Origin of the sequence: Enterobacter cloacae complex sp. P27C (assembly GCF_014895705.1) — a bacterium.
Taxonomy (GTDB): Bacteria; Pseudomonadota; Gammaproteobacteria; order Enterobacterales; family Enterobacteriaceae; genus Enterobacter; species Enterobacter bugandensis.
Genome location: NZ_JADBQB010000010.1, coordinates 55,262 through 69,815 on the forward strand (window position 1 = coordinate 55,262; position 14,554 = coordinate 69,815).

Sequence of the window (14,554 nt, forward strand, 5' to 3'; positions counted from 1 at the left end):
ACAGTGTTTCCTTTGAAAATGCCGGGTGGCGTTACGCTTACCCGGCCTGCTTTTACCTGTAGGCCCGGCAAGCAACGCGCCGCCGGGCGATATTTTTTACTGACGAGCGGCGAGCACGTCTTTTTCATACGCCCGCACGTTGTCCAGCCACTGGCTGCCCGCAGGCGCATCGTGACGCTGGCAGTACATCTCCCATACCGCCTGCCACGGCAGGGATTTTTGCTCCTCCAGGAGCGCCAGACGCGCGGTGTAGTCGCCGTTTTCTTCAAGCTGTTTCAGCGCAGCAGTCGGCTCCAGCAGGGCGCGCAGCAGCGCTTTCTTCATGTTGCGGGTGCCGATTACCCACGCCGCGATGCGGTTGATGGAGGCGTCAAAGAAGTCGAGGCCGATGTGCACGCGGTCAAACAGATCGTGACGGACGATCTCGCTGGCAATCGCCTGGGTTTCGTCGTCCAGCAGGACCACGTGGTCGCTGTCCCAGCGCACCGGACGGCTGACGTGCAGCAGCAGGCGCGGCACGTAGAGCATGGCGGCGGAGATTTTGTCGGAGATGACTTCCGTTGGGTGGAAGTGGCCAGCATCCAGGCACAGCGCGGTCTGGCGGCTGGTGGCGTAACCCATGTAGAACTCGTTTGAGCCCACGGTGTAGCTCTCTGCGCCAATGCCGAACAGCTTGCTCTCCACCGCGTCGATATGGTGCGCCGGATCCAGCTTCTCGCTGATGGCTTCATCCAGCGCGGCCAGCAGGCGCTGGCGTGGCGCCAGACGGTCAACGGTGATGTCCTTCATGCCATCCGGGATCCAGATATTCATCACCGACGGCGTGCCAAGCTGTTCGCCGAAATACGCCGAGACGCGGCGGCTGGCCTTCACGTGGTCGATCCAGAACTGTCGGATTTCGTCGTTGGCGTGTGCAAGGGTAAACCCGTCCGCGCTCAGCGGGTGCGAGAAGCAGGACGGGTTAAAATCCAGTCCCAGCCGGTTGGCCTTTGCCCACTCCACCCAATTCTTAAAATGTTCTGGTTTGATTTCGTTACGCGCGACCGGCGCGTCGGATTCGAGATAAATCGCGTGCAGGTTCAGGCGTTTTGGCCCGGGGATCAGGCTCAGCGCCAGCTCCAGATCCGCACGCAGTTCGGTGGCGTTGCGCGCTTTGCCCGGGTAGTTACCCGTTGCCTGAATGCCACCCGTCAGGGAACCGCCCGGATTCTCGAAACCGGCGACGTCATCACCCTGCCAGCAGTGCATGGAGACGGGCAGACGGTCGAGCTGGCGCAGCGCCTCTTCGACATCCACGCCGACGGCGGCGAAACGCTGTTTAGCCAGGTCCCAGGCTTGTTCAAGTTGAGTGGTCATGCGCAAAGCTCCTTAGTCAGTCGTTTTTGCTGAAACTGCGCCCGGTAGCGGGCAATGTCATGGCAGGGATTGGGGGTGAAGGTGGTCAGGCTGTTATTCGCCGTCACCACCGAACGGAAATCGTCGACGTTTGATAGTTCGTCCAGCGTCATCAACTGAATGCCGATGTTGCCGAGCGTGGAAGCCTCTACGGGACCTGCCACCACGGTAATGCCGCAGGCATCGGCGCAGAGCTGGTTCAGCAGCTGGTTCTGGCAGCCGCCGCCCACGATGTGCAGCTGGCTGAACGGTTTACAGCGAAGGCTCGCCAGCTCGCTCAGGATGTCGGCATAGAGCAGGGCGAGGCTGTCAAAAATACAGCGCGCCAGCTCGGCGGGGCAGGAAGGTACCGGCTGCCCCGCGTCAAAACAGGCGGCCTGGATCTCAGTGCTCATGTGCACCGGGTTAATAAAGCGGTCGTCGTTCGGGTTAATCAGAAAGGTGCAGGCCTTCAGCTTTTCGGTTTCCGCGATAAGCGCGGGCAGGTCGGTGACGTTCTGCTCTTTCAGCACCCGCTGGAGCAGCCACAGGCCCATGATGTTCTTCAGCACGCGGTAGCGTCCTTCGGCACCGCCTTCGTTGGTGATATTGGCGGCCAGCGCGGCGTCGCTGGTGTAAGGCGTTTTGCTCTCAAAACCCATCAGCGACCAGGTGCCGGAGGAGAGATAGGCCGCGTCTTTGCTGGCGAGCGGCGAGGCAATGACCGCGCTTGCGGTGTCGTGACTGGCGACGGCGACAACGGGAATTTCATTCCCCTGCGGGCAAATCCACTGGCCGATGACATTGCCTGGATGGGTTGGCGCGCCGAACCAGGACGGCGAGGCGCCCGTCCATGCCAGCAGGTGTTCATCCCAGTTATCGGTGTTGATATTGACCAGCTGCGTGGTGGTGGCGTTGGTGTATTCCCAGTTCATGTTGCCGGTCAGACGATAGCTTAAGTAATCCGGGATCAGCAGCGCATGCGCCACCTTTTCAACCAGCTCTGGCTGTTGCTCCACCAGCGCGCGCAGCTGATACAGCGTGTTAAACGGCAGAAACTGAATGCCGCTGCGACCATAGATGTTCTCTTTGCCAAGCTGCGCGATGGCGTGCGCCATCAGCCCATCGGTGCGGCTGTCGCGGTAGGAGACGGGCAGGCCGACGCGTTCGCCGTGACTGTCCAGCAGCACGTAATCCACGCCCCAGGTATCAATGCCGATACTGTCGATGCGGATACCGTCTTCGCAGACGTTGTGAAGTCCGGTGCGGATCTCCGCTTCCAGCGCATCGATATCCCAGGTCACAAAACCGTCCTGTTTTTGCAGACAATTGGCGAAACGGTGCATTTCGCGAAGCGTAAGGGTGTGCTGGTCACAGTCCCAGGTGGCGAGCATTACACGGCCGCTGGATGCGCCTAAATCGACAGCCACACAATGGCGAAAAGTCATGGTCGGGTCCTTTCTTAAGTCATTAGCGATGAGTGTAAGAAAGGGAAGAAATAGCCACCTTCTCGCTACTGACAGCCCAAATCTCGCGCTGGCAAGAAAGCAAAGGTGAACGTGAGGGAGTTCACAGTTTCCAGTAATGGCGGGGTTTGCTGGCAGTGTGACGCTGACCGCATTTCCCGATCTTTCCGCCTGTTTCTTGAAAAACCGGCAGCTTTTGCGCGGTTTACTGTCAAAAATTTAAGGTGAGCGTGGAGGGCCTTAATTACTATTTTGAGAACTTTTCTCATTGGTGGGGGCCGTTATGACCGTACTGCACAGCGTCGATTTTTTTCCTTCGGGGGCTTCTCCCGTCGCGATTGAGCCACGGCTTCCTCAGGCTGCGTTCCCAGAGCATCATCATGATTTTCATGAGATTGTGATTGTTGAGCACGGAACGGGCATCCACGTATTCAACGGTCAGCCGTATACCATCAGCGGCGGTACGGTGTGCTTCGTGCGTGACCACGACAGGCACCTGTATGAACATACCGACAACCTGTGTCTGACCAACGTACTCTATCGTTCCCCGGACGCGTTCCAGTTTCTCTCCGGGTTGAATCAGCTGTTGCCGCAGGAGAAGGACGGCCACTACCCGTCGCACTGGCGGGTGAATCAATCCACGTTACAGCAGGTGCGTCAGCTGGTGAGCCAGATGGAGCAGAGCGAGGACGGGCAGGAGACGCACGCGATTGCCACCCGCGAGCTGCTGTTTATGCAGCTGCTGGTGCTGCTACGCCGAAGCAGCCTGGTGGAAGGGATGGAAAATAATGACGCACGGCTGAACCAGCTTATGGCCTGGCTGGAAGATCATTTCGCTGAAGAGGTCTGCTGGGAAACGCTGGCGGACGACTTTTCGCTCTCGCTGCGCACGCTGCATCGTCAGCTCAAGCAGCATACCGGGCTCACGCCGCAGCGTTACCTTAACCGTCTGCGCCTGATTAAAGCGCGTCATCTTTTACGGCATACCGACGAAAGCGTTACAGAAATTGCTTATCGCTGCGGTTTCGGCGACAGTAATCACTTTTCGACGCTATTTCGCCGGGAATTTAGCTGGTCGCCGCGAGATATTCGTCAGGGGAAAGACGCGTTGCTTCAGTAACGCGAGGGCAGTCACCGTTTTCAGGCCGCAAAAAAGCTAATAATGCTCGGTTATTCGCCGTAGAGGTTGTGGTGTGGCCGCTCAGTTAATTCTTCGCAAAGATGATTTTTTTGCCTCCGCGAGTCAGGCCGTCGCGGTGGCCGACCGTTACCCGCAAAATGTCTTTGCCGAGCACACCCATGAGTTCTGCGAGCTGGTGCTGGTGTGGCGCGGCAACGGCCTGCACGTCCTCAACGACCGGCCCTACCGCATCACGCGCGGGGATCTGTTTTACATTCGCGCCGAAGACAAACACGCCTACGCCTCGGTTAACGATCTGGTGTTGCAGAACGTCATCTACTGCCCTGACAGGCTTAAACTGAATGTCGACTGGGCGAGCAACATTCCGGGCATTCTGAATGCCGGAGGCGAACCGCACTGGCGCTTAAGCAGCAGCGGCATGGCTCAGGTGCGCCAGACGATTTCCCAGCTGGAGCAGGAGAGCCAGAAGGGCGACCCGGTGGCAAACCAGATGTCGGAGCTGCTATTCGCTCAGCTGGTGATGACCCTGAAGCGCCATCGTTACGCCACGGATAATCCTTCCGCCACCACGCAGGAAGCGCTGCTGGATAAGCTGATCGCCCGGCTTGCGGGCAGCCTGAATAAAAGCTTTGTGCTGGAAAAATTCTGCGAGCAGGAGCAGTGCAGCGAGCGCGCGCTGCGCCAGCAGTTCCGCACCCAGACGGGAATGACGATAAACCATTATCTGCGCCAGCTGCGCATCTGCCACGCTCAGTATCTGTTACAGCATACGGAGCTGATGGTCAGTGAAGTGGCGATGCGCTGCGGCTTTGAGGACAGTAATTACTTTTCGGTGGTGTTTAACCGTGAGGTGGGGATGACGCCGGTTCAGTGGCGTCATCGCAGTCGAAAAGCAGCGTAATCAGTTCGCCATGCCGAGGCCGACGATATTGGCCGCAATGATAATCACCACGCAGCCCAGGCTCAGTACGCCAACCGGACGACGTCCGGCGTTGTTCCACTCCTTCAGCACCAGCCCAACCAGCCCGCCGCAAAGCACGTAGAAGCTCATGTGCAGCATCCAGCTTATGTAGTCGTACTGCGGCGGAATGCTGGCGTGGCCCCAGGCGTAGAAGAAGAACTGCAGATACCACATCAGGCCGCCGAGCGCGGAGAGCAGAATGTTGGTAAGGATCAGCGGTTTTGCCAGCGAGAAGTCGGATTTTAGCGACAGGTTCTTCACTTTTGCCAGACGAATGAAGCAGAAACCGAGGTTTACCAGCGCGCCGCCGCCCATGATCACCACGTAGCTTGGCAGGGCAACATACAGCGGGTCAACGCCCAGCGCCGCAGCGGCGTCGTGCATCGGTTTGGCGGCGTTCATGGCGAACGACATGCCCGCCGAGAAGACCCCGCACATCACCGCCAGCAGCAGCCCTTTCTTCAGGTTGAACTCTTCGGCCCTGATGCCCATCTTGCGTTCTTTTAGCTGGCCTGCGCGGGTGACGATCCCCACGCCGATCACCGCCACCAGCACGCCCAGCAGCGTCATCCGGCCGCCCTGGGTGTTGATCAGCACGTCGAAATGGCCGTTAAGGATTGGCGTCATCAGCGTGCCCACTATCAGCGTAATGCCAATCGCGATGCCGATACCCATCGACATCCCGAGGTAGCGCATGGTCAGGCCGTAGTTGATGTTGCCGATGCCCCACATCGCGCCGAACAGGAATACCGGTAGCAGGGTGGAGGCGTTGAAGGAGGAGAAGTAGCCCCAGATATCGGGCAGCAGCATGGCGCTGATTGTCCACGGCAAAATCAGCCAGGACACGGTACCGCCAACGGACCACATGGTTTCCCACGACCAGCCTTTCACCTTTTTGAACGGGGCATAGAAACAGGCTGCACTGGCTGCGCCTATTAAATGCCAGAAGATACCCATCGTAATCGCATGATTCATTTTTACGTCCTCATCGTTTTTATAGCCGGAGGCTTCCCCCCGACTTGATGAGTGTAAAAATTAGGCTGTTCAGGAACCTTCAGAAGGTTGCCGCACTTTTGTTTTGAATGGCAATCAGCACGTTAAGCGCGTGAGCAGACTCACAATTCCTTTATTTCTCAAAAACCGAATAACCATATAAAAACTACGGCATTGATAATCATTTTCAATATCATTTAATTAACTATAATGAACCAACTGCTTACGCGGCATTAACAGCTGTGCCGCCCGACAATAATGGAGAGGATTATGAGTTATACACTGCCATCCCTGCCGTATGCCTACGACGCACTGGAACCGCATTTCGACAAGCAGACGATGGAAATCCATCACACTAAACACCACCAGACCTACGTGAACAACGCGAACGCGGCGCTGGAAAGCCTGCCAGAGTTCGCTAATCTGCCTGTTGAAGAGCTGATCACCAAGCTGGACCAGCTGCCAGCAGACAAGAAAACCGTACTGCGTAACAACGCGGGCGGTCACGCTAACCACAGCCTGTTCTGGAAAGGCCTGAAAACCGGCACCACCCTGCAGGGCGACCTGAAAGCGGCTATCGAGCGCGACTTCGGTTCCGTAGACAACTTCAAAGCGGAATTCGAAAAAGCCGCTGCAACCCGCTTCGGCTCTGGCTGGGCGTGGCTGGTTCTGAAAGGCGACAAGCTGGCAGTGGTTTCTACTGCTAACCAGGACTCCCCGCTGATGGGTGAAGCGATCTCTGGCGCATCCGGTTTCCCAATCCTGGGTCTGGACGTGTGGGAACACGCTTACTACCTGAAGTTCCAGAACCGTCGCCCTGACTACATCAAAGCGTTCTGGGATGTCGTGAACTGGGACGAAGCAGCAGCGCGTTTCGCCGCTAAAAAATAAGGTTGCATTGACGCCTGTGAGAAGCGAGTCTGATGACTCGCTTTTTTTGTATCTGCGTAATGGAGGCAGCGATGCATTACCCGGTGAACGTGTTTACAGGCAAGGTAAGGGAGTACGACGGCAGCCGCCCGAGCGCCATCGCCAAAGTGCAGGTCGACGGTGAGCTTTCGCTGACCGAGCTCGGGCTTGTGGGCGACCAGCAGGCCGAAAAAAAAATCCACGGCGGGCCCGATCGCGCGCTGTGCCACTATCCGCGCGAGCACTATCAGCACTGGAAAACCGAATTTCCTGAGCAGGCGGACCTCTTCGTCGCGCCCGCGTTTGGCGAAAATCTCTCAACGGAAGGGCTGACGGAAAAGAACGTCTTTATTGGCGATATTTACCGGTGGGGCGATGCTCTGATTCAGGTGACGCAGCCACGCTCGCCGTGCTTCAAGCTCAACTACCATTTTGGGATTCAGGATATGTCGGCCCAGCTGCAAAACGCGGGTAAAACCGGCTGGCTGTACCGCGTTGTGCAGGCGGGACAGGTTTCGGCGGACGCGCCGCTTGAGCTCGCGTCGCGCCTGAGTGAGGTGTCGGTGTACGACGCCTGCGCGATTGCCTGGCATATGCCTTTCGATGATGAACAGTATCATCGCCTGCTGTCGGCGGCGGGGTTGTCTACCAGCTGGACAAGAACGATGCAGAAGCGGCGTTTAAGCGGGAAGATCGAGAGTAGTTCGCGGAGGTTGTGGGGGAAATAGGTTCCGTAGAAAGTAGGCCGGGTAAGGCGAAGCCGCCACCCGGCACATACCGTTACGAACGCTTATACAGCGGCAGCCACAGCGTTAACCGCAGCCCGCCCAGCGGGCTGTCGTCGGCTTTCACCCAGCCGCGGTGCTGCTGCATGGCGGTTTCTACAATCGCCAGCCCCAGCCCCGTGCCGCCGGACTCGCGGTCACGCGCTTCGTCGGTGCGGTAGAACGGACGGAAAATCTGCTCGCGATCTTCCGGGCTGACGCCTGGACCATCGTCATCGACAATGACGGTGATCCCGTCTTTATCCACCGAAAACGCCACTTCAATCTTCGTATGCGAGTAGCGCAGGGCGTTACGCACGATATTCTCCAGCGCGCTTTCCAGCGCGTTGGGGTTACCGTACAGCGGCCACGGGCCCGGCGGGAAGTTGACGGTGAACGATTTACCCATCTGCTCCGCTTCGAACGCCGCGTTGTCCAGCACCTCGTGCCACAGGTGATTGGCTTTCACCGTTTCGCTCACCAGCGCGTTTTTCTGCTGGTTGCGCGACATCACCAGCAGATCGTTGATCATGCTGTCCAGACGGTGCGCTTCCGTTTCAATACGCTCCAGCTCTTTGCTTTCCCCGCTGCGGCGACGCAGCAGGGCGGTGCCCAGCTGTAAGCGCGTGAGCGGCGTACGCAGCTCGTGTGAAATGTCCGACAGCAGGCGTTGCTGGGCCGTCATCATCCGATCAAGCGCGCTCACCATCTGGTTAAAACTGGTGCCGGCGGCCAGAAACTCCTGCGGCCCGGATTCCAGCTCCGGATGCTGCCTGAGATTGCCTTGTGCCACTTCGTCCGCCGCGTTTTTCAGCTTACGCGCCGGTTTCGCCAGGCTCCATGCAAGCCATAACAGCAGCGGGGAACTGACCAGCATCGTGACGATCAGCAGCAGAAGCGGACGGTCAAACAGCAGGTTGATGAAGTCGGACTGGGAACTGCTCGCAGGGCGAATCAGGTAGAGCTGGTAGTTATCTTCCCCATCCCGTACCGAGAAAGGGCCGACCATCTCTACCCGACCATATTTCTTTTTCTGTGGGTGATCGGCGTTATCCGCCTGGCCAATAAAGTTGCGGATGATCTGCATTTCATTGCGATCGGCGCCAATCACGCGGCCTTCGCTGGTAACCAGCAAAAGACGTTGTCCTGGCGGCGCCCACTTGTCGATAGCGCGAAACAGCCTGCGCCACCACATTAAATCGTTCGGCGGATCGTTTGCCAGCTCCGCTTCCACGTGCTGCTCGATCATCACGCCCTGACGTTGCTCGCTGTCGAGAAGCTCCGTCATCTGGCGTGAGTCGAGTTTTGGCAACATCAAAACGAGCATTAAAACCAGTGCCAGCGTCAGCCAGAAGATGGCGAAGATGCGGGCGGTTAAGCTACCTATCATGAAGCAGAAACCATCAGATAACCGCGACCACGCAGGGTTTTAAACCATGGGTGACCGTCTTTACGCTCCGGCAGCTTGCGGCGCAGGTTAGAGATGTGCATGTCGATGGCGCGGTCAAACGGCGTGAGGCGTTTGCCCAGCACTTCCTGGCTTAAATGTTCACGCGATACCACCTGGCCAAGATGTTGCGCCAGTAGATACAGCAGGGTGAACTCGGTGCCAGTAAGCTCCAGCGTCTGGCCGTCGAAGCTTGCTTCCTGACGGCCCGGGTTCAGGCTCAGGGAGTCCACTTCCAGCGTTGGCGAGCTGTTGTCGGTATTCTGCTGCTGCTCGCTCCAGTGGGAACGGCGCAGGATCGCGCGAATACGGGCCACCAGTTCACGGTCGTTGAACGGCTTCGGTAAATAGTCATCCGCACCCAGCTCAAGGCCGAGAACGCGGTCAAGCTCGCTGCCGCGGGCGGTCAGCATGATAACGGGGGTCTGGTGTGTCTGGCGAAGCTCTTTCAGCGTATCAATACCGTTTTTCTTTGGCATCATTACGTCGAGCAAAAGTAGATCGATGCTGTCGTCAAGGAGACTCAGCGCCTGCTCGCCATCATGGGCAACCAGGACGTTGAAACCTTCCATGTCGAGCAACTCCTTTAAAAGGGATGTGAGCTCTCGGTCATCGTCAACTAACAGGATTTTATTCATTGTTTAAATACCTCCGAGGCAGAAATTACGACATCAAGGCTATCTAATCCATGACTTTACGTTGTTTTACACCCCCTGACGCATGTTTGCAGCCTGAATCGTAGACTGTCTCTCGTTGAATCGCGACACGAAAGATTTTGGGAGCAAGTGATGCGCAAAGTTACCGCTGCCGTCATGGCCTCAACGCTGGCGTTCAGTGCGTTTAGCCAGGCTGCTGTAGCTATCATCGGCGATAACGGTTCCTCGCAAGAGGGCGCAACGCAGCACAGCAGCCAAAGCCATATGTTTGACGGCATAAGTTTAACCGAACATCAGCGTCAACAGATGCGAGATCTGATGCAGAGGGCACGACACGACCAGCCCCCTGTTAATGTTAGCGAAATGGAGACAATGCATCGCCTTGTCACCGCAGAAAATTTTGACGAAAGCGCTGTTCGCGCTCAGGCCGAAAAAATGGCACAGGAACAGGTTGCCCGCCAGGTAGAAATGGCGAAGGTCCGCAACCAGATGTTCCACCTGCTAACGCCCGAGCAGCAAGCGGTTTTGAATGCCAAACATCAGCAGCGTATGGACCAGCTGCGTGAGGTTGCACGGATGCAGCGAAGCTCAGAAGCGACGTTTTTCAGTAGCAATAGCAGTACCCGTAGTAACCAGTAAACCCTGTTTTCCTTGCCATAGACACCATCCCTGTCTTCCCCCACATGATGTGGGGGTTTTTTTTGCCCCGCATTCTGATTTGTTAACCGTTTATTCATCCTTTGCCTCCCCATGCTTCCGTTATACTAGCGGCATGACATGACAGGAGCGTTTATGAATCAATCCTATGGAAGGCTGGTAAGCCGGGCTGCCATTGCGGCGACCGTCATGGCCTCTGGCCTGCTGCTGATCAAAATCTTTGCCTGGTGGTATACCGGCTCGGTCAGTATTCTGGCGGCGCTGGTGGATTCACTGGTCGATATCGCCGCCTCGCTGACCAACCTCCTGGTGGTGCGTTACTCGCTGCAGCCGGCGGATGAAGAGCACACGTTTGGGCACGGCAAGGCGGAATCGCTCGCGGCGCTGGCGCAAAGTATGTTCATTTCTGGCTCTGCACTGTTCCTGTTTTTGACCGGTATTCAGCATTTGGTTTCGCCTTCACCGATGAACAATCCCGGTGTCGGCGTGGTCGTCACGGTCATTGCACTTATAAGCACACTTGTTCTGGTTACGTTCCAGCGCTGGGTCGTTCGCAAAACGCAAAGTCAGGCCGTACGGGCGGATATGCTTCATTATCAATCTGATGTTATGATGAATGGGGCTATTCTTATTGCGCTCGGTCTGGCCTGGTATGGCTGGCATCGGGCCGATGCGTTGTTTGCGTTAGGGATTGGTATCTATATTTTATATAGCGCCTTGCGGATGGGGTATGACGCGGTGCAATCACTGCTCGATCGCGCTCTTCCGGACTCAGAACGTAACGAAATTTTTTCTATCGTGACCTCCTGGCCCGGCGTCAGCGGTGCACACGATCTTCGAACGCGGCAGTCAGGGCCGACCCGCTTTATTCAGATTCATATTGAAATGGAAGACAACCTGCCACTGGTACAGGCTCACGTTATTGCTGAGCAGGTCGAGCAGGCGATTTTGCAGCGTTTTCCTGGTTCAGACGTCATCATTCACCAGGATCCCTGCTCGGTTGTACCCGGACATGTTGGGCTTTCGTAATTCGTTGTAAAAAAGTGAGCCAGGCCAGCATTTTGTGTATAAATTACCGCCATTTGGTCTGACCTGAATCAATTCAGCCAGAAGGGATTGATATACTATTTGCAGTATTCGTTGGTCGATAAGTTTCTTCCGGCAACAGATTTCAATTTTGCATTCCTAAGTTCAGAGGTAGTCATGATTAAGAAAATCGGTGTGTTGACAAGCGGCGGTGATGCGCCGGGCATGAACGCGGCAATTCGTGGGGTTGTCCGTGCAGCGCTGACGGAAGGTCTGGAAGTTTTTGGTATCTATGATGGTTACCTGGGTCTGTATGAAGACCGTATGGTTCAGCTCGACCGCTACAGCGTGTCTGACATGATCAACCGTGGCGGTACCTTCCTTGGGTCTGCGCGCTTCCCGGAATTCCGTGACGAACACATCCGTGAAGTGGCTATCGAGAACATGAAAAAGCGTGGTCTGGACGCGCTGGTCGTTATCGGCGGTGACGGCTCGTACATGGGTGCAAAACGTCTGACCGAAATGGGCTTCCCGTGCATCGGCCTGCCGGGCACCATCGACAACGACATCAAAGGCACTGACTACACCATCGGTTACTTCACCGCGCTGGGCACCGTTGTGGAAGCCATTGACCGCCTGCGTGACACCTCTTCTTCTCACCAGCGTATCTCTATCGTTGAAGTGATGGGCCGTTACTGCGGTGACCTGACCCTGGCAGCGGCTATCGCCGGTGGTTGTGAGTTTGTGGTGGTTCCTGAAGTGGAATTCAGCCGCGAAGATCTGGTTGCTGAGATCAAAGCCGGTATCGCGAAAGGTAAGAAACACGCGATTGTGGCTATCACCGAGCACATCTGTGACGTTGACGAGCTGGCGAAGTACATCGAAACCGAAACCAAACGCGAAACCCGCGCGACCGTTCTGGGCCACATCCAGCGCGGCGGTTCCCCTGGCCCGTACGACCGCATTCTGGCGTCTCGTATGGGTGCGTACGCTATCGAGCTGCTGCTGCAGGGCCACGGCGGCCGCTGCGTCGGTATTCAGAACGAACAGCTGGTTCACCATGACATCATCGACGCGATTGAAAACATGAAGCGTCCGTTCAAAGGTGACTGGCTGGACTGCGCGAAAAAACTGTACTGATCCTTCGAGCCCTCTTCTTTTTGAAGAGGGCTTTTATTCCTCCACGTTATAGCCAATCTTTTTTTATTCTTTAATCATCGATTCGCTTTCTGGCACGCTGCATTCATCAAAACACTACACAAGAGAGCTGGGCGATGAATAAATGGGGCGTGGGGTTAACATTATTGCTGGCATCGACCAGCGTGCTGGCAAAGGACATTCAACTTCTCAACGTGTCGTACGACCCGACGCGTGAGCTGTACGATCAATACAACAAAGCCTTCGCGGCGCACTGGAAGCAGGAAACCGGCGACAATGTGGTGATTCGCCAGTCGCACGGTGGCTCTGGTAAGCAGGCGACATCTGTGATTAACGGTATTGAAGCCGACGTGGTTACCCTGGCGCTGGCCTATGATGTCGACGCTATCGCCGAGCGTGGCCGTATCGACAAAAACTGGATCAAACGCCTGCCAGACAACTCCGCGCCATACACCTCGACCATCGTCTTCCTGGTGCGTAAAGGCAACCCGAAACAGATTAAGGACTGGAACGACCTGATCAAACCGGGCGTTTCTGTGATTACCCCGAACCCGAAAAGCTCCGGCGGGGCACGCTGGAACTACCTGGCGGCCTGGGGCTACGCGCTGCACCACAACAACGGTGACCAGGCTAAAGCACAGGAGTTCGTCAAATCCCTGTACAAAAACGTTGAAGTGCTGGACTCCGGCGCGCGCGGTGCCACTAACACCTTCGTCGAGCGCGGAATTGGCGACGTGCTTATTGCCTGGGAAAACGAAGCCCTGCTGGCGACCCACGAACTGGGTAAAGACAAGTTTGAGATCGTGACGCCGAGCGAATCCATCCTCGCCGAGCCGACCGTTTCCGTGGTCGATAAGGTCGTTGATAAGAAAGGCACCAAAGCGGTGGCGGAAGCCTACCTGAAGTATCTCTACTCGCCGGAAGGCCAGGAAATCGCGGCGAAGAACTTCTATCGTCCGCGCGATGCGGCTGTCGCGAAGAAATACGACAGCGAATTCCCGAAACTGAAGCTCTTCACCATTGATGATGTGTTCGGCGGCTGGACGAAAGCGCAGAAAGAGCACTTCTCTAATGGCGGCACCTTCGACCAGATTAGCCAGCGCTAACGGTTAGCAAACGACACGGCGACCCGGTGTGAGAAATCCACCGGGTTTTTTATTTGGTCATCATTTTGCGTTACTCTTTTGCCCCTATTGAAAACAGGGAACGCGTTGTGAAAAAAATTATCTTACTGATCCTGATTGTCATCGCCCTTGCCGCAGGCGGCGTGTACTGGATAAAAGCGGGTAATCCGAATGCGTTGCGCCATATCGTCCTCGACCAGTGTCTGCCTAATCAGCTGCAACTCCGTAACCCGGCACCCTGCGCGCAGGTGAAGCCTGACGCGGGCTATGTGGTATTTAAGGACCGCAACGGGCCGCTGCAGTATCTGCTGATGCCAACGTATCGCATCAACGGCACTGAAAGCCCGCTACTGACCGAGCCTCATACGCCAAACTTCTTCTGGCTGGCGTGGCAGTCGCGCAGCTTTATGACCCTGAAGCGTGGCTCTGAAGTGCCGGACAGCGCTATTTCGCTGACGATTAACTCACCAACCGGACGCACGCAGAACCATTTCCATATCCATATCTCCTGCCTGCGCCCGGACGTGCGCGAGAAGCTCAACGCGGCGCAGGGAGACATCAGCACCCAGTGGCTACCGTTCCCGGGTGGGCTGGAAGGACATGAGTACCTCGCACGCCGGGTGACGGAGAATGAACTGGTCCAGCGCAGTCCGTTTATGATGCTGGCGGAAGAGCTGCCGGAAGCGCGCGACCATATGGGACGCTTCGCGCTGGCGATGGCGCAGCAGTCGGATGGTTCGTTTGTTTTGCTGGCGACCGAGCGTAACCTGCTCACGCTTAACCGCGCGTCGGCAGAGGAATTGCAGGATCATCAATGCGCTATCCTGAAGTAACCCCACTATAAATCGCGTTTACTCAGGCTGCCTGTCACCGTAGAC

The 14,554-nt window shown here is 56.6% G+C and carries 14 protein-coding genes; 9 read left to right on the forward strand and 5 right to left on the reverse strand.

All coding sequences use genetic code 11. The features are described 5' to 3' along the window. Positions 1-96: 96 nt before the first annotated feature. Positions 97-1,356 carry an L-rhamnose isomerase gene (rhaA, locus tag IM291_RS18700; RefSeq protein ID WP_192987483.1) on the reverse strand — a complete coding sequence of 420 codons (1,260 nt, stop codon included), beginning with the start codon at positions 1,354-1,356 and terminating at the stop codon, positions 97-99. Then, positions 1,353-2,822, reverse strand: coding sequence for a rhamnulokinase (rhaB, locus tag IM291_RS18705; RefSeq protein ID WP_059357407.1), 1,470 nt, complete (start codon positions 2,820-2,822; stop codon positions 1,353-1,355). The genes rhaA and rhaB overlap by 4 nt, the downstream gene beginning before the upstream one ends. A 301-nt stretch (positions 2,823-3,123) precedes the next feature. Here rhaB and rhaS point away from each other — a divergent pair, with 301 nt between their 5' ends. Next, entirely contained in the window at positions 3,124-3,960 is an 837-nt protein-coding gene (gene rhaS / locus IM291_RS18710) for an HTH-type transcriptional activator RhaS (protein WP_192987485.1), read from the forward strand. Positions 3,961-4,033: 73 nt separating this feature from the next. Continuing rightward, positions 4,034-4,882 (forward strand): HTH-type transcriptional activator RhaR, encoded by an 849-nt coding sequence (gene rhaR, locus IM291_RS18715; protein ID WP_049000056.1) that lies wholly within the window; start codon positions 4,034-4,036, stop codon positions 4,880-4,882. Here rhaR and rhaT read toward each other — a convergent pair whose 3' ends face one another. Further along, positions 4,883-5,917 (reverse strand): L-rhamnose/proton symporter RhaT, encoded by a 1,035-nt coding sequence (rhaT, locus tag IM291_RS18720; protein ID WP_192987487.1) that lies wholly within the window; start codon positions 5,915-5,917, stop codon positions 4,883-4,885. It lies immediately after the preceding gene. A gap of 288 nt (positions 5,918-6,205) precedes the next feature. On the opposite strand from rhaT, the gene sodA reads away from it, so the two are divergent. Next, positions 6,206-6,826 (forward strand): superoxide dismutase [Mn], encoded by a 621-nt coding sequence (gene sodA, locus IM291_RS18725; RefSeq protein ID WP_003861999.1) that lies wholly within the window; start codon positions 6,206-6,208, stop codon positions 6,824-6,826. 71 nt (positions 6,827-6,897) lie between these two features. Continuing rightward, on the forward strand, positions 6,898-7,572 hold the full coding sequence (gene yiiM / locus IM291_RS18730) for a 6-hydroxyaminopurine reductase (RefSeq protein ID WP_192987496.1): 675 nt from the start codon (positions 6,898-6,900) through the stop codon (positions 7,570-7,572). Between the two features lie 52 nt (positions 7,573-7,624). Here yiiM and cpxA read toward each other — a convergent pair whose 3' ends face one another. Continuing rightward, positions 7,625-8,998 (reverse strand): envelope stress sensor histidine kinase CpxA, encoded by a 1,374-nt coding sequence (cpxA, locus tag IM291_RS18735; RefSeq protein WP_003862003.1) that lies wholly within the window; start codon positions 8,996-8,998, stop codon positions 7,625-7,627. Then, entirely contained in the window at positions 8,995-9,693 is a 699-nt protein-coding gene (cpxR, locus tag IM291_RS18740) for an envelope stress response regulator transcription factor CpxR (protein ID WP_006179159.1), read from the reverse strand. The genes cpxA and cpxR overlap by 4 nt, the downstream gene beginning before the upstream one ends. Before the next feature lie 150 nt (positions 9,694-9,843). On the opposite strand from cpxR, the gene cpxP reads away from it, so the two are divergent. The 5 genes from cpxP (at position 9,844) to IM291_RS18765 (ending at position 14,509) form a co-directional block, all read left to right on the forward strand. After that, positions 9,844-10,350 carry a cell-envelope stress modulator CpxP gene (gene cpxP / locus IM291_RS18745; protein WP_028014854.1) on the forward strand — a complete coding sequence of 169 codons (507 nt, stop codon included), beginning with the start codon at positions 9,844-9,846 and terminating at the stop codon, positions 10,348-10,350. A 153-nt stretch (positions 10,351-10,503) separates the two neighbouring features. Then, entirely contained in the window at positions 10,504-11,397 is an 894-nt protein-coding gene (gene fieF, locus IM291_RS18750; protein WP_028014853.1) for a CDF family cation-efflux transporter FieF, read from the forward strand. Between the two features lie 174 nt (positions 11,398-11,571). Then, positions 11,572-12,534: a 6-phosphofructokinase gene (gene pfkA, locus IM291_RS18755; protein WP_028014852.1), complete on the forward strand. Its 963-nt coding sequence runs from the start codon at positions 11,572-11,574 to the stop codon at positions 12,532-12,534. A gap of 134 nt (positions 12,535-12,668) precedes the next feature. Further along, complete coding sequence (locus IM291_RS18760; protein WP_182034777.1) at positions 12,669-13,658, forward strand: sulfate ABC transporter substrate-binding protein; 990 nt, start codon at positions 12,669-12,671, stop codon at positions 13,656-13,658. 107 nt (positions 13,659-13,765) lie between these two features. Beyond that, positions 13,766-14,509 (forward strand): CDP-diacylglycerol diphosphatase, encoded by a 744-nt coding sequence (locus IM291_RS18765; RefSeq protein WP_059357410.1) that lies wholly within the window; start codon positions 13,766-13,768, stop codon positions 14,507-14,509. Positions 14,510-14,554: the final 45 nt, after the last annotated feature.